This window comes from Fulvivirga sedimenti (assembly GCF_020328055.1).
The window spans coordinates 1271469-1294410 of sequence record NZ_JAIXNE010000004.1 but is presented as its reverse complement, the minus strand read 5'-3'; the positions used below and the strand labels follow the sequence as shown (position 1 = coordinate 1294410).

Here is a 22942-nt window from a genome sequence, read left to right as displayed (position 1 = left end):
TGCTCCGTACGCCGAAATCTAATGAAGGCGTACGAGGGCCCAACTATTTTTGTTTGTAATCATTCACTTCGAGCCAATATCCATCCGGGTCCTGGAAGAAGGTCTGCCGCACCCCATCCGGACGTTGCTGAACCTTGTGTTTTTCGCCTCCGCCGAGAGTGCCATACCAGATATCATTCTTTTCTAAATGTTCGAGGAAGGAATCAAGGTCTGTAACACTCATGGCAAAATGATTAAATGTACTCGGGGCGATCGTCACACCCGGAACTTCACCCATATGCAGTTCGAGGTTACTTCCCAGTTGAAGGAACGCCTGGTTCTCCGGAAGCCATGGAGCATCGATTTGTTTCAGTCCGAGGATATCCATATAAAATTCTGAACTTTCAGTGAAATCACTGACGACTAATGTGACATGCTGTAAGGTGATGTTTTCCAACATCTTATTTTGCGCATTCAGACTTCCAAAAACCATGAGTAGAGAGCATAAAGGAATTATTATCCATTTTGAGAACTGATTTTTCATGATGATTAAGGGGTTGGTGAGTGTTCCTTATAATAACATAAAAAACTGAGATTTATAAATTCGTTGCCGGACATAGTAGAAGACTTAGAATGCCCGTAAAGTGTTTGGATGGAAAGGCATACGTTGACATGGACTGCACGATTATTTCCGCCCACTGAAAATGAGTACTTTATTACTCTTCACAATTAACCACTTTTCAACCCGACAATCATGAATCATGTAGAGCACCTTAAGGGCTTGGTTCAGGGTCGCCCGGGGGATCACATTTTTACATTTAAATAGATCACAGTCCGGCGCCCGGATGAATCCCTGGATCGGGATTTCCGCGAGTAATCCTGGCCCGACTCCGGCAGCTTTAGTCGCTCACTGCTCATAATATTTAATGGCATGGAAAATATGCATATTTATTACCAACATATTGGATTCATAGGATACGATATTCCCGTATTCGTCGACTTTGAAATTATTATACCTACTGTTTAAGGTAGTGGGCTCTTCAGCGTCCGCGGAGTACCATTTTCGCGTTACAATCCATAGTCCGTCATATATATACTCTTCTTTCCATCCCCATGGCTCGTCCCATTGTATGATTCTTCCGACCGAATCCAGTTTTACTACCGCCCTTATTTCGTTGGATTCATTGATGATTTGGTAGGTACTATCGTCAATCCAATTATACTTCTCGCGGGTGACGGAATCATTTCTTATTTCTGCACTTACCACTTTACCATCTTTATGAAAATAGGTGGTGGCCGTATTAAAAATTGAATCACTCACAGACAAGGTCTCTCCATTTTTATTAAAGTGAATGATTCGGGTATTCATATGATTTTTTTCATTGGTGAATGAGTTGACCCGAAAAGTGGTTTCAGTTATTTCTTTAACCGGCCCTTTCAGCCCAATCATTGATTTGCTGATATATTGTGAATGAACAGTGCCATTCAGCATAATGAAAAATGACATGATAGAAATACGTAGAATCAGTCCTGTATAGTCTATTTGGAATTTCTTGAGCTTCTTATTCATTATGATTTGAATTTAAAAGTCATAGTATTATAATAATAAAAATATAATTGAAATATAAGATCTCCATTGAATAGGATTCTTAATATAATTTTTATTTGATCTACTATATACTGCCTGTTCAGGAGTGGGTTGCAAGACTTTATTTAGGCTGAAGTAATAGGTAAATCCACTGAAAATGAGTACTTTATTACTCTTCACAATTAACCACTTTTAAACCCAACAATCATGAATCATGTAGAGCACCTAAAGGGCTTGTACGCGGCATTTGGCCGTGGCGAAGTGCCCACAGTACTGGGAGCAATGGACCCCCAGATCCAATGGAATGAGGCCGAAGGAAATCCGTATGCCGCCTCCGGTACCTTAAACGGACCCGATGACGTCCTGAATAAATTATTCATGCGTCTCGTCGAGGAATGGGATGATTTCACCGTGACGCCAAAGAAATTTTACGGCCTCGGGGATACTGTCGTTGTAGAAGGCCGCTATACCGGAACGTATAAGGAAACCGGTAAGAGCCAGGATTCACCCTTCTGCCATGTCTGGAATTATGAAAATGGTAAAATCAAAACCTTCCAGCAATACACCAACACTGCCGCGCTGCAGGAAGTGATGGGGGTAGCCGTGTAGAGCAGGTAATAGGGTGTAGGGAGACTGCCAGCTCATCTGTGCTCGATTAACCTTGAGTTTGTCCGTCCAGTGCCAAAATTCATCCCTTCCTTCAGGGTAGGGACGGGGTATGGATAACCAATGATAACGATTAATTATCCGGTGCCGTGCCAACAGCATCCCTTCGGAGTAGGTACGACGCATGCCTGCAAAACGCTGTGATGTTTTATCTAAATAGGCTCAGGCACTCTATAACAATGAAATCTCTGGCTACGTGAAGGCGCAGTAAAAAATGCGTGCTGAAGGTACGCTACATATGTAGCAGGAATTTGGCTCTTATTGATGCGTGCCGTAGGTACGCTCCGTGAAATAGGCCTCAATGGGAAGTCTTCGGATAGTGACCCACCTTTGCTCATACCCTTCGCGGGGCGGAAACCCGCCTTCGCCAAGGCTATTGCGAATGACCCACCTACGCCAAGGCTACGGCGGGTAGAAAAAAAGGCGCCTCCAGTAATGGAGGCGCCCTAACCTTGAACTTAATCCTAACTTTAACCTTTAAATCTGTCCGGCGGCGATGTTACCGTTCGGTGCGCGGTTGATCGCGTAGCCTTCAACGAAAGCTGTTTCGTTCTCCTGATCGATGGATACTTTCACCCATCCGTTGTACGACTTGCCGTCTTTTACCAGCTTAATGCCGATGTACTGTGCTCTGTCGCCCGACCAGGTACCGCTCCATGATTCCCTGGAATCAGAGTAAACCTGCTCGATGATTTCGCTGGCGCTGGCCGACCAGGCCACGTTGCCCAGTTCCGCTACCGGCATTCCATCCTCGTTGATCGCTGCGCTTCCTTCAACCGAAAGCACTTCGTTTTTATTTAACGCATTCACAAGATATTTAGTGTGAATGTCCGCCTCGTTCGATACCATTACAGTAGTGAACATAAAATCATTGGTTCCATCCTTGTCTGCGTCCAGGTAGAAGCTGTTTCCGAATCCGAATGCAGCAGGTGTATCGTAAGCAACGTGCGCAATGACGTTGCGGCTTTTTTCAATTTCCTTCTTTTTTTCTTCACCTGATCCCCAGGCAATTGAAAGAAGTAATGCTGTTGCTAATAAGAGTTTCATTGTGTTGTTGTTTTGTTGTTTGACCTGTGTATTTGTACGTTAGACTACCGCTGTAGTTCCATTGTTACAGGCAAACATGATGAGCGTACCAACAACATGGTAAATGGATTTTAGCCGTGTTAAAAAACTGGATTCGCTTTACTTTTTTTAAGATCTTGTAAAACTTCCTGAGGTGTGTTCTGGTCTCAATAAATCACTACTGACTACTGACTACTGACTACTGACTACCTACCTGCCGGTAGGCAGGCTGACTACTTGCTAACCCTTCACTGCACATCGCATTAACTCTTTCGAGCAACACATCCACATCATTCCTTCTGATCTTGCCGGTCTCCCGAAGATACATATCGAGCGTTGAACAGGAATTAGCGAGTGTCTTGATGTATTTTTTTGGATTGATGCGTACAAGTCCTTCAGGGGTGACTTCAAAATAAATTTCACGAATAGAAATTACCGGAGTATTCGGACCGGTTTGCTGAACCTCTTCCTCGTAAGATTTGAAAACATTCACTTTACCTGAGGCCAGCATTGTGCCGATGGTGTGGCGATTATTGCGTAAATCGATAAGTGACAGGTATTCCTCATCTTCTGCGATCCGGATGGAAACGATATCTGATTTAGGCAGTTTGACCCTTTCCCCATCTGCCCGGCCTATGATATACTTTCGGTTGTCCTCCGGAAGGACCAGTGAACCTTTGAATTTGCTGAGACGGTCGGTGATCTCATATTGATCCCCACACTTCATGGTTACAATGATTTCCTGCTTTCGCTGTCCGTATGCGAATGCGCTGCTTAAAAGGATCGCCAGAATCAGTAACCGTTTCATTGCTTTGTTGGGTTGAATAAAGTTAATGCGATTTTGGATGAGAACCACATTTCTGATTGTTATTTAACCAAAACCTATGCCCAATTAACAATAAAATCCAGTGAAGAGTTTACTGAATGGCATACAAAGTCGCAAGCCGCGTCCCCCCTTGAGGGGGGTTAAAGGGGGTGTTTCCTCAAGAGTGAAGCAAAGGCAAGCCCGGTAGGCTGACTACCTACCTACGCTCAAGCTCCGGCAGGCGAGCTGACTACTGACTACTGACTATATCCTTCAGTTCCACCCAGGGAATATCAATAGTAGTCGGACCCGCAGAATACGGGGCGATCTCGTAATGGTTGAAATAGAACAGGATCTCATCCTTCAGCAACGCGAAATTATCCGGGTTGAAATACCGGTCGCCCTCAAATGAAAAGCCGCTGGAGGCAGGGTCTTCGTCGGCACCGAGATTCCTGATGTCGCGGAAGGTATTCAGCGAGATCTTATTCAGTATTTCTTCATAACCGGGTTTGAAAAGATCATCGAGTGTGATCTTGTCACCGGTAATCGGATCAAAATTCAGGAATTGTAAATTATAGTTGCCGTGCGCGCCGCCGGTATATGCTTCCGTCTGTATCCGGATCACCAAAAAAGCGCTGTCATTCCGAAGAACCTCACCGCTCACATTCATCTGCCATCCGAAGGCATCCGGAAAGCTGGTGGCGAGATTACGGTAATCGTCGATGAATACATCTGCCACGCCATTCAGCGACTGATCCTCTATGGAATCATATCCGAGAATTTCCATTATCGATGCCTCTATTTCAGCATTGATCTTATCTGATGCCTGTGTCCGTGCGGTATCGGCTACCGTCTGGTACAGAAATGCCACCGTCGTACAGGTACGTGAGGTATCTGTTTCGCAATTGCCGTACTCCCGGTTGATACTTTGTGTCTCAACCGTAAAAGGCGGGAAATATTCGGATGAAGGCGTTTCTGTTGGTGGACGTTCGACGTCACAGCTGCTGATGATCATTGCAGAAGCAAACAGCAGGATAAGTATTCTGTACATCATTATAATAATTCGTTCGCCAGGTTTGCCAGCTCACTTCGTTCCCCTTTCTCAAGTGTAATATGTGCATAGAGCTCATGATCCTTCACCCGGTCGATCAGGTAGGACAGACCATTGCTCTGCGAATCGAGGTACGGCGTATCGATCTGATAAATATCCCCGGTAAAGATGATCTTCGTATTTTCTCCAGCCCGCGTGATGATCGTCTTCACCTCGTGCGGCGTGAGGTTTTGCGCTTCATCCACAATAAAGCAGATGTTCGACAGACTTCGGCCACGAATGTAGGCGAGCGGTGTGATCACCAGCTTCTCCTGGTTCACCATTTCGGTGATCTTCGAATATTCCTTGTCAGACTCATGGAATTGGTTCTGAATAAACTTCAGGTTATCCCAAAGCGGCTCCATGTAGGGGTTCAGTTTCGATTTGATGTCACCCGGCAGGTAGCCAATGTCTTTGTTGCTTAACGGTACGATCGGACGGGCCAGGTAGATTTGTTTGAATTCACGCTTTTGTTCGAGTGCGCCGGCAAGAGCCAGCAGTGTTTTTCCGGTACCGGCCACACCCTGGATCGTTACGAGCTTCACATCCGGGTTCAGGATCGCATGGATCGCGAAGGTCTGCTCGGCATTACGCGGCTTGATGCCATAGACAGAGCGTTTTTCAACGTGTTCCACCTGGTCCATGATCGGATTGTAAAATGCGAGAACCGATTTCTTGCCGTTTTTCAGGATGTAGTAGCCGTTTTTGTTGGGCTTGCTGGTGCCAAGGCATCCGCGTGGCGAAATCGCGCCTTTTTCGTAAAGTTGATTGATCTTGTCAGGGCTTACCTTTTCGTTGATATTGATCCCCCGGTAAAGCGAATTTACGTTTTGAACTTTTCCGGTGTTATAATCTTCGGCCGGAAGGCCCAGGGATTTCGCTTTTAGACGCAGGTTGATATCCTTTGAAACCAGGATGACCTTTTTTGACGGGATTTCCTGCTGCAACTGCAGTGCGGCATTCAGGATCCGGTGGTCGGCCTTGTCCTCGTCGAATACCTCACTGGCGTCGATCTTGCTTTTGGAATACATCAGCACCTTGAACTTACCCTTGTTGGCCGAGCCATTGAGAGGGTTCCAGTCCTGAAGCATCTTGCCATTGGCAAGCTTGTCGATGAGTCGGGTGAATTCACGCGCCTCAAAATTCTTGGTATCGTTACCTTTCTTAAAGTTATCGAGTTCTTCGAGGACGGTGATGGGAATTCCCACATCGTGCTCCTCAAAATTCATGATCGAGTTGTGTTCGTAGATGATTACGGATGTGTCGAGGACGAATATTTTCTTCTCTTTCTGCCCGCTTTCAGTCTTCTTCGCTCTGGCCATAGGGGAGGGAAAAAATTAAATGCTAATTGATTCAAATTTAGGAATCTGTCGCAAAAGACAAACAACGAATGCGGTTTTAATTCAATATTTTATTTTGGGGATGCTTTTATGCATGGAGCTGTTATGCCAGGGACATAACCACCCACTTCCGTCATCCCTGTGGAACTCCCTGGGATCGGCGGCGATAGCCGGGGATAATCAGGGAGTCGGGCAGGCCTGCCTGCCGGTAGGCAGGGACCTTTGTCCGTCGCTAATCCTTTATTTGTTTGTGCCGAAAGGCTAGATGATGGATGAGTTTCTATCCTTTGTGAGGGCCCACTATAGATCCCAGTCCGACTCCCGGGCTAAACCCGGGAGATTCCACTGGGATGACGATAGAAAATGAAGGCGATTACAGGAGGCTACTTTTAGGACTCTACATACTGACTACCTACCTACGCTAAAGCTCCGGCAGGCGAGCTGACTACCTGCCTACGCTAAAGCTCCGGCAGGCGAGCTGACTACTGACTACCTACCTACGCTAAAGCTCCGGCAGGCGAGCTGACTACTGACTACTGACTACTGACTACTGACTGATAAAGGTCTCCCTTCTCCGTCGGCACGATCTTCAACACATTCGCCAGTACCAGCAGTATTAATGTGCGTGAGGCACTGTATCTTGATACCTTGGCGAGTTCGGCAAAACCATCGAGCGTGATTGTTCCGTTCTTTTCCAGGTAATCGAACAGCATCTTTTCCTTGTCGCCGTAGTTGAATTTGATATTCTTACCCTGCTTTTTCCGTCGGATGATCTCCTTCATTTCCCGGCTTGCCTGAACACTTTTGTCATCGGCCCGTACATAGGCACGCTTTCCCGGAGGCGGAACTTTCGCCCTCCGCCCGTTCACGAAGCGCGGGTATTTGTCCTGTTTCTCTAGGACGAAGTGCGGACTTTTACTGCTGCTGGGTATAAAAAACGATACCACCGAAAGGTCGTCGGTAAGCGGAACGATTTCCCATTTGTATTCAACCTTCGGCTGTGTGAGTTGATCTATCGCGGCCTCCAAAACATATACATGATCCTCAGGGTGCTTCAGACCCGGGATCGACCCGTCATCATCCACGCCGATGAATACATAGCCGCCATCGGAGTTGGCAAATGCCACCATCTCCCGGACGATCTTTTCCGGATGGGTGGCCTTTCGCTTGAATTCAACAGTATGCGTTTCCCCACCCTTAACGAGGTTTCGAACTTCTTTGATCGTCATATATTGAATTCGTCTTCATCATCATCGTCCTCATCGTCATCGAGTGAGAACATGCTGCTCAGGAGATCTTTGAATTGCAGTCCGCGCGCTAACGGATGTTTGCTCAGCATGCTGTATTCTGCCAGTCCGTGCAAGGCAAACTCCATCAGGAACAGTTTCATTGCCTTATCCTCTTTTTTATGGAATTTATCAACGAGCGCTTCCAGTCCGGGAACGGATTTCAACGTCTGCTCATATTCCTTGTCAGTAAAATCATTCAGCAGATCTACGGTATGCTCATCACCGAACCAGTTCGTGATTTCCTTATACGGATTATCGATCTTTTGCTTTCGCACTTTCTCGGGATCCGGAAAGAAATGCGTGAACTGAGTCCGGATCGCTTTTCCCACCAGGTTATGGGCTACTATACCCGGACCTTCCTGCTCGCCTTCATACACCAGCTCAACCTTTCCGGTAATGGATGGAATCACACCATAGAGGTCGCCTACGCGGACATGCGTTTTATTACCCTGGTGCAAAGCACGACGTTCAGCGGCGCTGAACAGGTTTTCCATTCCGGATATGGTCAGTCGGGCGGAAACCCCGCTCTTGGCATCAACATATTCACTCTCGCGCGCCTCGAAGGCAATCTGCTCCACCAGGTTCCGGGCTAAATCGGTCATAACGACCATATCATTCTGCTCCGGTTTGATGTGGGCTTCCTGGTCGGTGATTTTACGGCCAATCTCAATGGATTTGGGGTAATGGGTGATAATCTGACTGTCGATACGGTCTTTCAGCGGCGTCACGATACTTCCGCGGTTCGTATAGTCTTCGGGGTTAGCGGTAAAGACAAACTGGATTTCCAGCGGAAGACGTACTTTAAATCCGCGGATCTGCACATCACCTTCCTGCAGGATATTAAAAAGGGCCACCTGGATCCTTGCCTGCAGATCCGGAAGTTCATTGATCACGAATATTCCGCGATGTGCACGTGGAATAAGTCCGAAATGGATCACCCGCTCATCCGAATAGGGGAGTTTGAGTGTTGCGGCCTTGATGGGATCCACATCACCGATCAGATCAGCAATGGAAACATCGGGGGTTGCCAGTTTTTCAGTATACCGGTCATCCCTGTGCATCCAGGTGATGGGTGTATCATCGCCATGTTCTTCCACCATATCCATTCCATAGCGCGAAATCGGATCGTAGGGATCATCATTGAGTTCAGATCCCTTGATCACCGGGATATATTCATCCAGCAGCTGGATCATCATGCGCGCCATGCGTGTTTTCGCCTGTCCGCGTAAACCCAGCAGGTTGATATCGTGCATCGAAAGAATGGCACGCTCCATGTCGGGGATTACAGAGTCCTCGTACCCATGGATGCCCTCGAAGACATTATGTCCCTTCAGAATATTTTCCCGAAGGTTGTCCCGTAATTCCTGTTTTACACTGCGTGATTCGTATCCGCTCTCGCGAAGTTCACCGAGCGTCGATATTTTAGTTTGTTTCGTCATGTAAATTAAAAGTGTTTTCTCCGGTTGCGCCGGTAGTCTTCAAAGATCAGGTGGCCGAGTCCCTTGAGGCTGCTGTAATAGGCATTGCCATTATTGACCTGTGTAAATTCCTTCACGAATTCCTTCAGGTATGGATCTGAAGCAATCATAAAGGTGGTAATGGGTATATGTATTTTTCGGCACTGACGCGCCAGTGTTAAAGTCTTGTTCAGGATCTTGCTGTCGAGGCCGAAACTGTTTTTATAATACTTGAGACCTACCTTCAGGCACGTTGGCTTTCCATCGGTGATCATGAATATCTGTTTGTTCGCATTTTTCCGCCGGCGCAGCAGGTCCATGGCCAGCTCAAGTCCGGCTACAGTATTGGTATGGTACGGACCCACCTGCAGGTAGGGGAGGTCTTTCACCTCGATCTGCCAGGCGTCGTTTCCGAAAACGATCACATCGAGGGTGTCCTTGGGATATTTCCGCTTGATGAGTTCGGCCAGCGCCATGGCTACTTTCTTGGCGGGGGTAATCCGGTCCTCTCCGTAAAGTATCATGGAGTGGGAGATATCGATCATCAGGACGGTGGAGGTCTGGGTTTTAAATTCCTGCTCCATGACTTCCAGGTCGCCTTCTGTCATTCTGAAATCATCCAGTCCGTGATTGATCTGCGCATTTCGCAGGGAATCGGTCATGGAAATTTGCTCCAGGGTATCTCCGAACTGGTAATCCCGCCGGTCTGTACTGGGTTCATCTCCCAATCCGCCGTAATTTGTCCGGTGCTCGCCGCGTCCCGACTTTTTTAACTTGCCGAATATCTCATCCAGGGCACTGGTTCGTATGCGTTGTTCGCTTTTTGCGGTAAGCTCAAACTTGCCTTCGGGGTTCTCATCTGTGATATATCCCTTGTCTTTCAGGTCTTCAATGAAGTCGCCGATGCCATAGTTTTCACCGGTCATATTGTACTTTCTGTCAAGATTATTGAGCCAATTCAGGGCTTCAGACACATCTCCGGAGGTAATTACCAGCAATTGCAGGAAAATATCGAGCAATTTTTCAAAATCTGATTTCGACTCGTCGGGATCTGGAATAAATGTGGTAAATCGGTGTCCTAGCATGGTTTGGCGCCCTTTTCTGACAGGTGTTAAGATATAAACCGTGATTGCCTGGCTTCTGTTCCGGTGTTTTCAATAAACATAAAAGGTTTTTTTCATTTGTGTGTAAGGTAAGGGGGGGTTTTTGTAAACCTTGCGTGGTTATATTCCTCATCTTTGAATCATTAACAACCGGAAACTTTAAATTTTTTGAACTATGAGAAAGTCTGTATTGGTTTTGTTTGCTCTGGCTTTAGTTGTTTCTTCGTGTGCTACGTATACGTGTCCGACGTACACTAAAGCTCCGGAGAAGGAGAAAACTGAAAAAGACGTGAATCACCTGTGAGTTAATTCTTAGAAGATAATTTTGCTTTTTTAAGATATTCAGACTAACCATCTGGCTCGGTGAGATTTTTTAATACCGGTTAAGGGTACTGAAAAAGAGTGCTTGAAAAAAAGGCCTTCGAAAGAGGGCCTTTTTTCGTTCACATGATATCTGGATTCTTTCCTTTCCATATATTTTTTCCAAACCTGCTGATTTCGTGGAATTGAAACGTTCCTGGAACTATTTAATTCGTATACCTAATTTAAGTTTTTGAATTTTCAAACATTTCTGAAACTACAGTGTTTTCAACATTAAACTAAACACTGTATTATGGAATCTTTATATCTCGTAGACATCGTTGCTATTCCAAAGGACGATCCGGTTGCATTTACCTTCTTTACAGGGTACATGGCCATGTTTGCTGCTTCAGTATTCTTTTTCTTCGAAAGAAATACTGTTAGTGGGAAGTGGAAAACTTCATTGCTTGTTTCAGGTCTCATCACGATGATCGCTGCAGTGCACTATTATTACATGCGCGATTATTATGCAGCAACAGGTACCAATCCCACAGCACTTCGGTACATTGACTGGACGCTTACCGTTCCGTTGATGTGTGTTGAATTTTACCTGCTTACCAAGCCAGCCGGCGCAAAATCAAGCCTGCTTTGGAAACTCATTATTGCCTCAGCCTTTATGCTGGTGATGGGTTACATTGGAGAAGCATTTGTTCCCTTAAATGCAGATGGAACACCTGCGGACGGAGCATCTACCCACAGCTTCCTGTACGGAGCGCTTTCTACCTTGGGATATTTGTACATTCTTTACACCGCCTGGTTTGGTGAGGTGAAAAACCTGGCAGATGCTTCCGGTAACCCGACAGTGATCAGGGGAATTCGTATGTTGGCCTGGTTTGTTCTTGTTGGATGGGCTATCTATCCGATCGGTTACATGTGTATGCCAGGTGGCTGGCTGAACACAGCTCTTGGCTGGACTTCATCAAATGTTGATCTTTTTTATAACATTGCTGATGCGGTGAACAAGATCGGTTTTGGTCTGGTGATTTATTCAATTGCCAAATCAGACACAACAAGCACTGCAAACGCATAAGCACTGAAAAGAGGCCTTGCCTTCGGGCAGGCCTCTTTTATTCTCTATGAAAATCGATCCGATCAATATATTTTTACTTTCAGTAACAGCAGCCCTGGGAATACTGGTATTCATCTATCCTCCGGTACTGGAGTTCAGCTGGATTCTCTTTCTTTTTACCATCATTTTGCTGGGTATTCCGCACGGAGCGCTCGATCATGTTCTGTATTTAAAGAAAAATGGAAGTAAAAAACCGTGGAGATTCTACCTGTTCTACATTGGATTGATTGCCGCCACAGGATTATTCTGGTGGAATTTCCCCACTATAGCATTTATTTTATTTCTGATCATCTCGGCGTATCACTTCGGACAGTCCCAACTGTACCAGATAAACGGTCCGAAATGGTTGAAGAATCTTTTATTCCTGAGCTGGGGTTCATTTCTGCTTTCAATAATTATCTATACCAATCTCGATGAATGCATCCGGATTTTTTCATCGCTAGAATGGCTGAACCTTTCATTACTTAACAGCGGGATGTACTGGTCAGCCGTTATGACCGCTAGTTTTTTCGTGTTATTCGCTGGGGCAGCATACGCCGCTTTCCAGCGTTTTATCTCATTCAATAATCTTCTGTTTGAAGCCGGAACACTCGTGCTGCTCTGTTTTTTGGCTGTTTATTCCAATGCGGTCTTCTCATTTACCATTTATTTTGGTATCTGGCATTCGTTCCGTTCCCTGGTGATCGAATATGAATACGTTGCTGACAGGCAGCGCAAATCACGATTTATCCCATTCCTCAAAAGAATTTTTCCTTTCACGATTCTTGCGACTGCATTTTTGGCTGCAGCCCTCTTCCTGATGCCTCAGCAAATGACCGGCATATCCCCCTATATGATCTTTATTATTGTGATATCGATGCTCACAGTCCCTCATTTGATTGTAATGCATGACCTTTATGAAAAATTTTCCTAATTATGCATTATCCACTTTCACTGATATATGGATTACTCTGCGGCAAAGGATGAATTTATACGTGCATGGGGTACATTGGGTACTTCCTGGGGAATTAATCGTACCATGGCACAAATTTTTGCGCTGCTCCTAATCTCACCGGAACCCATATCGGTTGACGAGATCATGGGGGAGTTGAAAGTATCAAGAGGTAATGCCAGCATGAATCTTCGTGCCTTAATGGATTGGGGCCTGGCCCAAAAGACCTCTAAAAAAGGCGACAGAAAGGAATTCTACTATACCGACCGGGACACATGGGCATTGGCCCGGAAAGTGGTAGCAGTACGTCGGAATCGTGAAATTGAACCTATTCTGAATGTTCTCAGGGATGTTCAGCAAGTTGAACCAGGAGATGATGCGAACATCTCCGAATTTAAACGTGTTACCAGTGAACTGACGGAGGTTGTCAGGACCACCGACCAGGCTCTAAACCTCTTTATGGAATCGGATAAATCCTGGATATTGAAGAACCTATTGCAGATATTAAAATCAAGAGGCCGCCAAAAGTAAATCTTTGGCAGAGTTAAAATTCCCAAACAAACGTTTTCTTCTCACTTACGGCACTTCCAAGTTTTCGCTTGAAATTAAACAGGCCTTCGTTTTTTACACCCTTCTCCGTGGAAATACCCAGGTCCAGCAGGCTGTACCGATGCTGTCTGGCATAATAATACAGGCCCTGAATCAATGGCAGCATGCTGTTATGCTTCCGTTTTTCAGGGTTATCGCCATGGGAAATGTCATAGAGAATATTATCATTCACCCGTATACAGACAGAAGTGGAACGAAGGTCCGGACCATCAAAAACACCGAATAAGTGAAATATGTCCGGGAAGTGATTGAAATTACGGGTAAGTTCTTCGAGAGACAGTGTTTCGGGATACCCTTTTGCCTCACGGCTTCGGGTGATGAGATCAAATGCTGCCGGCAGATAATCCTTATCCAGTTTCCGGAATTGCCAGTTGCTCTTTCTTGCAAAGTTAAGGTGAGTACGCTCATCCGGATCAATGACGGTATCGAAGGGTTGGCCAGCAGGTTGATAGTAATGAGTAATATCGGTCCAGGCCACTTCAAAACCCCGCTCAATCAGGGCGCTTTCCATCAGGTCATGGCTGTAGGAATCGTAGCACTGGGGAAATGCATGGATCCGGCATTTAGTGATCTTGTTTTCAACCAGGAAATTGAACAGGACTTCCACCATATCTGCGGCATCCGACTCATCGGCAAAGGGAGCAAAATCAATACCTCCAAAGGAGCTTTTAGACATGCTTACTGCTTCATTTCCTGAAATGGAAATAAACATTCGGGCCCGCAGATCGCCGCTTTTGCGGGTAGAAAGGGTGTAAATATGGGGGTCTTTTCCATAACGCATCACAAACCGGTCTTCATGAAAAAAGAAGGTATTCAGCGATGCTTTTTCGGGGGGATGAATACCGGTTGGATAGTAAGGAAGAATCATTTGTAGTCAGTAGTCAGTAGTCAGTAGTCAGTAGTGGGAGTTTATAGTGATTAGTGATTAGTGTACGGTTCGCTAATCGTTCATCCAATTAACTTTTGGATTAATATAAGGAATTGTTGCTTTTTAGGGAAAACGCTGTTATTTATTTGCCTTAAATTATAAGGCACTATCCACTATACCACTACCTACTACCTACTACCTACTACCTACTCAATACTTCAACTACTGACTACTGACTACTGACTACTGACTACTGACTACTGACTAAAGTAAGTTATGGCATTGTCCTGAAAATCACATCCCAAAGCGGTGATGATACGCCGAAGGCTCGATCAGGAGATTTATAGTGGTGGATACCATGGTGTACCCATAAAATTTTAAATACGTTTTTCGGGGGAGGGTAGGCATGCACGATATAATGTACGAACAGGTAAGTGGCATAGCCCATCAGGAATCCCGGTAGAAATGAATACACAAAATCACCCATGAACAGCCTGAACAGGAAAAGCAACGCAGTGGCAATGGTAACACTCATAATCGGAGGCATTGCCAGCCGGTCCTTGTCCTTGGGGAAGTCGTGATGAACCCCGTGAAATGCATATTGCAGTTTTTTACGAAGTTCGGTATACGTTCCCATGTGGAAAACATAGCGGTGTACCAGGTATTCCACAAATGTGAACACCAGGAAACCTACAAAAAACATTCCGACAGTTGTCGAAATCGTTAATGTGGTATTATTAACACTCCAAAAGATCAGTCCGCCAGAATAAAGGCTGAACAGCACGAGCGGCACAGCGATGTGTGTACGCGAGAGCCGCTCCAGCAGCTTGTTTTTAAAGAGCTGCTTGGTTCCTGAATTATTTGGTTTTGATTTCTCCATATGTTGACTTACTCACTGGTTTGCACGCAAAAATATATTACATATCAATCAAATGATACTATTATCGGTTAAATGTTTGTAAAAATGGTTGTTATGCCTTAGAAACGGCTTTTTTCTGCTCTAAAATCTGGTCGTAAAAGTCCTCGTATTTGGGCAGAATGTTCTTGATATCAAATTCCCGGGCACGGGCAAGCGCGTTCTTTTTAAAGGTTGCCAGATTGTCTTTATCAAGTATCGTGAGCGCATTTTTAGTCATATCCTCAATATCTCCCACGTTGCTCATGAACCCGGTTACACCCTGGATATTCAATTCCGGAATACCACCGGCATTGGAGGAGATGACGGGCACCTCACAAGCCATCGCTTCCAGTGCGGCCAGACCAAAACTTTCTTTTTCCGATGGCATGACAAACAAATCCGCCACACTCAGCACCTCTTCCACGGCTTCCAGTTTCCCGAGAAAACGAATGTCATCGCAGGTCTTAAGTTCACGGCAAAGACTTTCTATGCTCTTTCGTTCCGGGCCGTCACCTACAAGCAATAATTTGGCCGGAATTACCTGGCGGATTTTTTCAAAAATACGAACCACATCATCCACCCGTTTCACTTTTCGGAAGTTGGATGTATGCACGATGAGCTTTTCACCATTCGGACAAATAGCCGTTTTGAAATGCTCCTTCGGATGCTTTTTGAAGCGATCCAGATCAATGAAGTTCGGAATTACGACAATGTCTTTTGTAACGGCAAAATGCTCATAGGTGTCTTTCCGAAGATCATCTGAAACCGCGGTTACGCCGTCTGACTGGTTGATACTGAAGGTTACCACCGGTTCATAGCTGGCGTCTTTACCAACCAGCGTGATATCAGTACCGTGCAATGTGGTAACAACCGGTATTTGAATGCCCTGTGTCGCCAGGATCTGTTTGGCCATATAGGCTGCAGAGGCGTGGGGTATGGCATAATGAACGTGCAGCAGATCGAGCTTCTCATATTTCACTACATCCACCATTTTACTCGCAAGTGCCAGTTCATACGGGGGATAAGCAAACAGGGGATATGCCCTGATTTCCACTTCGTGGTAATACAGGTTTTCGTTGAAGAAACTCAGGCGCGTAGGCTGAGAATAGGTGATAAAGTGAACCTTGTGTCCCTCCTTGGCCAGTGCAATGCCCAGCTCTGTTGCGACAACCCCGCTACCACCGAATGTGGGGTAACAGACGATGCCAATGTTCATTAGATTTTTCATAGTCAGTATGCTTCCTGGGTACTGCGGAAATCCCAGATCGCCTGGTATATCACCTCCTGTATTCTAGTACGAATATTCTTCGACAGAAGTTTTGAATTTCCCGCATCCGGATAGATCCGATTAGCCAAAAATACATAAATCAGATCAAATTCCGGGTCAACCCAAATGGCCGTACCTGTAAAACCCGTATGACCGAAGGTTTGTTTAGAAGCATACTCGGTAGTCGGACCGTACCACTCACCTGGCAGCGGTTTATCCCATCCGAGTCCGCGCCGGTTATTTGCGTATTGCTGATCTGTAAAGTTCATCACCGTCTCCCGCTGGAGGTATCGAACACCGCCGTAATTTCCTCCGTTCAGGAGCATCTGGAGGTTCTTTGCCAGGTCATTGGCTGTTCCGAATAAACCCGCGTGTCCGGCGACGCCACCGAAAAGCGCTGCCCCCTGGTCGTGGACCATTCCGGTAATCAGTGATTTTCTGAAGAAATTATCCTGTTCGGTCGGTGCGATCCGATCCCGGGGAAAACGATCAAGCGGTTTATAGCCCGTTGAACTCATCCCCATCGGATCATAAAAATTTTGTTGCATGAAATCGGCGATCGACTGATTCAATATTCGCTCAATCATCCGCTGCATCATGTAATAGCCCATATCCGAATATTTGTAATCAAACGGCTCGTGATCCTTCCTGGGGCGAAGGCGGCTTTCCACTACCCAGTGCCATACGCTGTCCTTTACCAGCGGCTTGGCATACAGACCGTCCGCAATTTTCATACTATACACGGGGGTCGCGCTGGGGGCATAATAATCGGGCAAGAATTCCTTGTCCTTCATGGTCTGCGCATAGAAGGGAAGATAGGCCCACAATCCGGCCTGGTGAGTGAGGATATCCCGAAGGATCATATTTTCCTTATTGGTACCCTTCAGTTCAGGCAGGTAGACCGATATTTTTTTATCCAGATCGATCAGTCCGCGTTCTTCCAAAAACATGAGAGCCTGTGTACTGGCCAGTACTTTGGTTACCGATGCCAGATCATAGATGGTATTTTCATCTACTGGTTTGATGCTGTCGTAGGTGTAGTATCCGAAATTCTTGCTGTAAACAACCTTTCCTCCCTTTGCAACCAATACCTGGCAGCCGGGCGTGGCCCCGATGCTTACCGCTTCACGTGCAAGTTCATCTATCTTTTCCAGCGTGCGGCTGCTGATTCCCTGTGCATCCGCAATTCCGTAACCGAGCCGGTTTAAAGAAGAAGTGTTCAGCCCAGTGCCCGCCGGCAACTTCACTGAGACCGAAACCGGAAGTTTTGCATCCAGCGGAATGGCACCAAAGATACCCTGGGCCACTCCAAGCCGTGCATTGTCGGAATTGCTGTAGGCAACCAGGAGTCCCGGCAAATCTGCCAGCGGTTCCAGTTCATAGGGGTTGCCGAAATAGCAGGTGATCACCCTGCTCTTTTTACCGATGGTGTTCAGGATTTTATTAATCTCATTCAGCGCTTCCTCAGATTGCCCCGGAAATATGCCGGCTATCACCACATTATAAGTGGAAAGCTTGTTGAGCAGGTCATCAGTTGGCAAACTTCCGTCGATTGATGTGAAGGATGTGTATCGGTTCAGATAGGAAGTAAAATTTCCTGCGTCGCCAAAGTTGACGGAAGCAAAGGTTTGGTTATCGAGTTGTCTGACAGGTAAGAAATCATCCCTGTTCCGGAGCACGGTAATCGATTTTTCCTCGAGTTCCGTGGCGAGAGCGAAAGCATGTGGGGTATTAAGCCGCAGGTCGAGGTTATCAGGATTTATTCTCGGGGATTTATGTAATCCGAACTGATATTTAGTGCGAAGAATCCTTTTTACGGTACGTTCCAGTTGCAGGGCTAGTTTGTCGTCTTTTTCAACTGCTTCCAGGATCCGTTCAATACCTCGATCGATATTCTGTGAAAAAAGCAATACATCCGATCCGGCCCTAAATGCAAGCAATTCGGCTTCGCCATCGGCGTAACGGTCGGCAATAGCCTTCATATTCAATGCATCGGTGAATACCAGGCTGTCGAATCCCAGCTCGTCACGCAGGTATCCTGTAGTGATTTTTTCCGAGAGTGATGAAGGATAATTCCGGTCAAGATCATTTACCTGCAGGTGGGCAGTCATTATACCACCGATATCGGCCTGGATCAGTTTCCGGAAGGGGTAGGATTCGATATCATCGATCCGCTCCTTCTTATGGCTGATCACGGGCAGGGTTTCATGGCTGTCCTTGTCGGTATCGCCGTGACCCGGGAAATGTTTCGCCACCGCCATAACACCACGGCTTTGCATGCCCTTCATGTAAGCAAGGGTTCGTGAGGCGACGATAAATTTATTTTCCCCGAAGGAGCGCGTGCCGATGACCGGATTATTGGGATTGTTGTTCACATCAGCCACCGGAGCGAAATTAATATGTACGCCGATGAGTTTCATCTGCCGTGCAATCTCTTCCCCCATGGCAGTGATAAGACTGTCATCCTGAACCGCTCCGAGTGCCATTTGCCGTGGAAAACCCATGGTACTGTCTAACCGCATGGATAACCCCCATTCCAGGTCCATTCCGATCATGAGGGGAACCCTTGAAGCCTGCTGATAACGGTTTGTAAGATGTGCCTGCCGGCCCGGTCCGCCCTGCATAAAAATCAGTCCGCCTATCTTTTTCTCCCGAATTAATTTTTCGATGTCCGCCACATGCTGTTCATTCCCGTTGGAGTATGCTGCAATCATGAAAAGCTGGGCAATTCGTTCTTCAGGAGTGAGGGAATTATAGAGTTTCTCCACCCATTCCTCCTGGGTGGGTACAGCGGGAGTTTTCTTCTGCGAATTCGCTGAAAATAAGGGTATTGCAACTAAAATGGCGCAGAAAAAATATCGAAGCATGCCGCCGTCAGGTTAAAAAATAATTATGCAGGTTAAATGTACATACTTAGTTCTGACTTGTCAAACTTTTAGCAGGGAATAGGGAATAGGGAATAGGGAATAGGGAATAGGGAGTAGGGAGTAGGGAGTAGGGAGTAGGGAGTAGGGAATAGGGAATAGGTATTGTTAAAAATTCACGGGTATGAAAAGTGGTAAAAGTATAGTAGCAGAGAAGGCGTATAATTTTTCATTGAGCATAATCCAGCTGTACAAATATCTTGTGTCTGAGCAAAAGGAGTACGTACTCTCCAAGCAATTACTTCGGTGTTGTACTTCGATAGGCGCCAATATCCAGGAGGCTTACGGTGCCTATTCCAGGAAAGAATTTGCAGTTAAAATGTCATTTGCTTACAAAGAAGCACGTGAGTCCGAATACTGGCTGAATTTACTTTTAGACAGCAATTATATTGAACTTAGCGACTATCAGGAAAGGATGGATTTACTAAAAGAAATTATCAAGATGCTTTATACGATAGTTCAAACTGCAACAGGAAAAAACAAATCATCTTAAGTGTTACTATGCAATCTATCACCTATCACCTATCACCTATTCCCTATTCCCTACTCCCTACCACCTATTATCTACTCCCTGCTCATAATGTTTGCAATCCTTCTGTGTCCTTCCGAACTTTAAGGGTTATAGGGATAAATGATTACACAAATGAAATTTCCATCACTCTTCCGAACACCGCGGCATCAGCGGTTTACCATGTCACCGAGGTATTACGATCCGGTGAAAGAGGAAATGGATGCGCGGGTGTCTCAGATCAAGTCGGAACTCAAACAGGGAGGCGAGGCGGAGCAGGAACGTGAAATGGGGATACACTTTCAGTCGCGCATTACAGGATCTTTTACCCGCCGGTCTTCACGTAACAGTACGATCAACCTGATGCAGATGGCAATTCTTGCGTTACTGGTGGGCACGATCGCGGGATATTGGTATTTCGGAAATGTCGCGCTTTATGTCATGTTTGGTCTATCTTCCGTATTATTGTATCTCAAACTGAAACGCATTATTTAGACCCGCTTTTGCATGCCCGATATCATCCGCTTACTTCCAGATTCCCTCGCCAATCAGATCGCTGCGGGAGAAGTGGTGCAGCGGCCGGCATCGGTGGTGAAGGAACTCCTTGAAAATGCACTTGATGCCGGGGCTACACATATTGAGGTGATCATTCGTGAAGCCGGAAAAACCCTCATCCAGGTCGTGGATAATGGCTCCGGAATGAGCGAGACCGATGCCCGCATGGCCATGGAGCGGCATGCCACCTCAAAGATTCGTACATCCGAAGATTTATTTGCCATTAAGACTATGGGGTTCCGTGGAGAAGCCATGGCTTCTATTGGCGCTGTGGCCCAGGTTGAAATGCGTACCCGGCTCCAGGATGATGAAATTGGCACACTACTGGTGGTAGAAGGCTCTGAAGTAAAGCGCCAGGAGCCCGTGGCCCATCAGCCTGGAACCTCGATCCTGGTTAAGAATTTATTCTACAACGTTCCTGCACGGCGAAATTTCCTCAAATCCAATTCTGTGGAAATGAAACATATCGTCGATGAATTCCAGCGTGTGGCACTCGCAAGACCGGACGTGGCATTCGCGCTTCACCAGAATGACCTGGAAACCTATCAGCTCACAGAAGGAAAGCTTAGCCACAGGATTGTCGGACTGTTTGGATCTTCCTATCGGGAACAACTGGCTTCGTGTCAGGAGGAGGTGGGAGATTTTACCGTACACGGGTATGTAGGCAAACCGGAGGCCTCCCGCAAGACCCGGGGAGAACAGTTTTTCTTCGTGAATGGAAGATATATTCGCAGCAACTACCTCAACCATGCAGTGGTACAGGCCTATGAGGGCCTGATCGCCGACGGTAATTTTCCATTCTATGTACTGTTCATTGAGCTGCCGCCATCCCGGGTCGACGTCAACGTGCATCCGACCAAAACCGAGGTAAAATTTGATGATGAGCGCACGCTCTACGCGTTGGTTCATGCGGCTGTTAAACAAGCCCTGGCACGGCATAACCTTGCCCCTGCGCTGGATTTTACGCATGATGTTAATACAGGCATCAAGCTGGATTCGCAACGGCAGTTTGTACAGGACATGCATTACAGTCAGTTCAAGACCACACCGCGTGATTCTGGAAACCTGGAAACCTGGCAAAAATTATATACTGAAAACCCCGGAAAATCGGTGTTGCCGGAAACCTGGTTCGATCAAAAAGAGGCGGCACAGGAAACTACACTGCGTTTCGAAAGTAAGATGCATGAGGATGAGGCCAAAGAGACCCCCTCGCACCTGTTTCAGCTGCACGGAAGGTTTATCGTCGCACAGGTGAAATCAGGTATGATGCTTATTGATCAGCAGCCAGCACACGAGCGGATTTGCTACGAAAAATTTATCCGCAACATGAAATCCGGCAAGGGCGCCTCTCAGCAGTCATTATTTCCGCAGGCCATTTCTTTAAACCCCGGAGATGTTTCGCTCGTTAAGGAAATGCAGCAGGAGATTGCTGCATTGGGGTTTGATATCGAGGAATTCGGTCAGCATGATTTTCTGATCAAAGGAATTCCGGCCGACATTCAGAATGGTGATGAAAAAACTATCTTTGAAGGATTGATCGAACAGTTCAAGCATAATGCCCGGGTAGATGCGCTGCCTGTACGCGAAAACCTGGCACGTTCACTGGCCCGCAGGGCTGCGATCAGGCCGGGAGCGGTTTTGCAGCGCGAAGAGATGCATAACCTGGTGGATCAGCTTTTCGCATGTGAGAATCCCAACTATGCACCTGATGGAAGGAAAACATTTGTACTGCTTTCGATGTCTACTATTGCAAATTATTTCAATGCCTGATAACAAATGATGAGATTAACCCCTGTAGTAAAAAATTTACTGATCATCAATGTGGTCGTGTTCCTGCTGCAAATCATGGTGAAAAGTGTGGATGTAACAGGATTTCTGGCATTGCACCGTCTTACATCTCCGGATTTCAGACCCTACCAGTTCTTTACCTACATGTTTGCGCATGGAGATTTCGGCCATATTATATTCAATATGCTGGGCTTGGTGTTTCTTGGTCCGCTTCTGGAGCAGTTTTGGGGGCCAAAAAAGTTTATAACATTTTACCTGGTTACAGGTGTTGGAGCGGCATTGCTTTACACAGGTATGGAGGTCTTTGAACTCAGGAATCTGCGGAATGATGTTGAAACCTACCTTGAAGCACCCACACCCGATAATTTTGCCATTTTCGTGGATGAAAATGACAGATATTTCAATTCGGGCGTTTATGAATTTCAGGATCAGTTCAGCAAGAATGCCAATGATCAGCAGTATATTGAGCAAAGTAAAATGTACGTGCAGGGTTTGTATAACGAGGTGAGTCAGCGTGGCAGCATGCTTGGTGCCTCCGGCGCAATTTATGGAATACTTATGGCGTTTGGATTGTTATTCCCTAACACACAGCTGATGTTGCTGATACCACCCATACCGGTGAAGGCAAAGTACCTCGTCCTTTTTCTCGGTGCATACGCCGTCTGGGCAGGTTTTGCCAGAAACCCCGGTGACCCTGTGGCGCATTTTGCGCATTTAGGGGGTATGGTATTTGCTTTCATCATGATCAAGTACTGGCAAACAAAAAGGGATTCATTCTATTAA

General features: G+C 46.3%; 22 protein-coding genes. 9 read left to right on the top strand and 13 right to left on the bottom strand.

Translation table 11 applies throughout. From position 1 onward, the window contains the following. Positions 1-43: 43 nt before the first annotated feature. Both LDX50_RS23680 and LDX50_RS23675 read right to left on the bottom strand, forming a co-directional pair. Positions 44-523, bottom strand: a complete 480-nt coding sequence (locus LDX50_RS23680) for a VOC family protein (RefSeq protein WP_225698687.1) — start codon at positions 521-523, stop codon at positions 44-46. A 363-nt stretch (positions 524-886) separates the two neighbouring features. Then, positions 887-1549 (bottom strand): hypothetical protein, encoded by a 663-nt coding sequence (locus LDX50_RS23675; protein ID WP_225698686.1) that lies wholly within the window; start codon positions 1547-1549, stop codon positions 887-889. Between the two features lie 225 nt (positions 1550-1774). Here LDX50_RS23675 and LDX50_RS23670 point away from each other — a divergent pair, with 225 nt between their 5' ends. Further along, entirely contained in the window at positions 1775-2176 is a 402-nt protein-coding gene (locus tag LDX50_RS23670; protein WP_225698685.1) for a nuclear transport factor 2 family protein, read from the top strand. Between the two features lie 534 nt (positions 2177-2710). Here LDX50_RS23670 and LDX50_RS23665 read toward each other — a convergent pair. From LDX50_RS23665 to LDX50_RS23650, 4 genes are all read right to left on the bottom strand, one after another. After that, positions 2711-3280, bottom strand: a complete 570-nt coding sequence (locus tag LDX50_RS23665) for a hypothetical protein (protein WP_225698684.1) — start codon at positions 3278-3280, stop codon at positions 2711-2713. A gap of 217 nt (positions 3281-3497) precedes the next feature. Next, positions 3498-4106, bottom strand: a complete 609-nt coding sequence (locus LDX50_RS23660; protein WP_225698683.1) for a hypothetical protein — start codon at positions 4104-4106, stop codon at positions 3498-3500. 247 nt (positions 4107-4353) lie between these two features. Beyond that, the gene (locus LDX50_RS23655) at positions 4354-5157 is read right to left on the bottom strand and encodes a DUF3298 and DUF4163 domain-containing protein (RefSeq protein WP_225698682.1); all 804 of its coding nucleotides are present in this window, start codon (positions 5155-5157) and stop codon (positions 4354-4356) included. Beyond that, entirely contained in the window at positions 5157-6515 is a 1359-nt protein-coding gene (locus tag LDX50_RS23650) for a PhoH family protein (protein WP_225698681.1), read from the bottom strand. The genes LDX50_RS23655 and LDX50_RS23650 overlap by 1 nt, the downstream gene beginning before the upstream one ends. Before the next feature lie 112 nt (positions 6516-6627). Here LDX50_RS23650 and LDX50_RS23645 point away from each other — a divergent pair, with 112 nt between their 5' ends. Beyond that, positions 6628-6798: a hypothetical protein gene (locus LDX50_RS23645; RefSeq protein WP_225698680.1), complete on the top strand. Its 171-nt coding sequence runs from the start codon at positions 6628-6630 to the stop codon at positions 6796-6798. A gap of 268 nt (positions 6799-7066) precedes the next feature. Here LDX50_RS23645 and LDX50_RS23640 read toward each other — a convergent pair whose 3' ends face one another. From LDX50_RS23640 to LDX50_RS23630, 3 genes are read right to left on the bottom strand one after another with little or no spacing between them, the layout of a single operon-like run. Continuing rightward, positions 7067-7762: an AlbA family DNA-binding domain-containing protein gene (locus tag LDX50_RS23640; protein WP_225698679.1), complete on the bottom strand. Its 696-nt coding sequence runs from the start codon at positions 7760-7762 to the stop codon at positions 7067-7069. Further along, positions 7759-9261 (bottom strand): sigma 54-interacting transcriptional regulator, encoded by a 1503-nt coding sequence (locus LDX50_RS23635; RefSeq protein WP_225698678.1) that lies wholly within the window; start codon positions 9259-9261, stop codon positions 7759-7761. Before LDX50_RS23635 ends, LDX50_RS23640 begins: the two co-directional genes overlap by 4 nt. A 5-nt stretch (positions 9262-9266) precedes the next feature. Further along, entirely contained in the window at positions 9267-10364 is a 1098-nt protein-coding gene (locus LDX50_RS23630) for a vWA domain-containing protein (protein WP_225698677.1), read from the bottom strand. 631 nt (positions 10365-10995) lie between these two features. On the opposite strand from LDX50_RS23630, the gene LDX50_RS23625 reads away from it, so the two are divergent. Genes LDX50_RS23625 through LDX50_RS23615 form a run of 3 tightly spaced genes read left to right on the top strand, consistent with a single transcriptional unit; the run spans position 10996 to position 13273 of the window. Further along, positions 10996-11772, top strand: coding sequence for a bacteriorhodopsin (locus LDX50_RS23625; RefSeq protein WP_225698676.1), 777 nt, complete (start codon positions 10996-10998; stop codon positions 11770-11772). 46 nt (positions 11773-11818) lie between these two features. Next, positions 11819-12724: a Brp/Blh family beta-carotene 15,15'-dioxygenase gene (locus tag LDX50_RS23620; protein ID WP_225698675.1), complete on the top strand. Its 906-nt coding sequence runs from the start codon at positions 11819-11821 to the stop codon at positions 12722-12724. A gap of 27 nt (positions 12725-12751) precedes the next feature. Then, a complete protein-coding gene (locus tag LDX50_RS23615; protein ID WP_225698674.1) occupies positions 12752-13273 on the top strand; it encodes a GbsR/MarR family transcriptional regulator in 522 nt (173 codons plus the stop codon). Positions 13274-13286: 13 nt separating this feature from the next. On the opposite strand, the gene LDX50_RS23610 is transcribed toward LDX50_RS23615, so the two are convergent. From LDX50_RS23610 to LDX50_RS23595, 4 genes are all read right to left on the bottom strand, one after another. After that, entirely contained in the window at positions 13287-14219 is a 933-nt protein-coding gene (locus LDX50_RS23610; protein WP_225698673.1) for a hypothetical protein, read from the bottom strand. A 274-nt stretch (positions 14220-14493) separates the two neighbouring features. Then, entirely contained in the window at positions 14494-15099 is a 606-nt protein-coding gene (locus tag LDX50_RS23605; protein WP_225698672.1) for a sterol desaturase family protein, read from the bottom strand. 91 nt (positions 15100-15190) lie between these two features. Next, the gene (gene bshA / locus LDX50_RS23600) at positions 15191-16333 is read right to left on the bottom strand and encodes an N-acetyl-alpha-D-glucosaminyl L-malate synthase BshA (protein ID WP_225698760.1); all 1143 of its coding nucleotides are present in this window, start codon (positions 16331-16333) and stop codon (positions 15191-15193) included. Positions 16334-16347: 14 nt separating this feature from the next. Continuing rightward, positions 16348-19251 (bottom strand): serine hydrolase domain-containing protein, encoded by a 2904-nt coding sequence (locus tag LDX50_RS23595; protein WP_225698671.1) that lies wholly within the window; start codon positions 19249-19251, stop codon positions 16348-16350. 181 nt (positions 19252-19432) lie between these two features. Between LDX50_RS23595 and LDX50_RS23590 the strand changes: the two genes are divergently transcribed. From LDX50_RS23590 to LDX50_RS23575, 4 genes are all read left to right on the top strand, one after another. Next, on the top strand, positions 19433-19801 hold the full coding sequence (locus tag LDX50_RS23590; RefSeq protein WP_225698670.1) for a four helix bundle protein: 369 nt from the start codon (positions 19433-19435) through the stop codon (positions 19799-19801). 150 nt (positions 19802-19951) lie between these two features. Further along, positions 19952-20311 (top strand): RnfABCDGE type electron transport complex subunit D, encoded by a 360-nt coding sequence (locus LDX50_RS23585; protein WP_225698669.1) that lies wholly within the window; start codon positions 19952-19954, stop codon positions 20309-20311. 12 nt (positions 20312-20323) lie between these two features. Then, complete coding sequence (mutL, locus tag LDX50_RS23580; RefSeq protein ID WP_225698668.1) at positions 20324-22141, top strand: DNA mismatch repair endonuclease MutL; 1818 nt, start codon at positions 20324-20326, stop codon at positions 22139-22141. 6 nt (positions 22142-22147) lie between these two features. Then, positions 22148-22942, top strand: a complete 795-nt coding sequence (locus tag LDX50_RS23575) for a rhomboid family intramembrane serine protease (protein WP_225698667.1) — start codon at positions 22148-22150, stop codon at positions 22940-22942.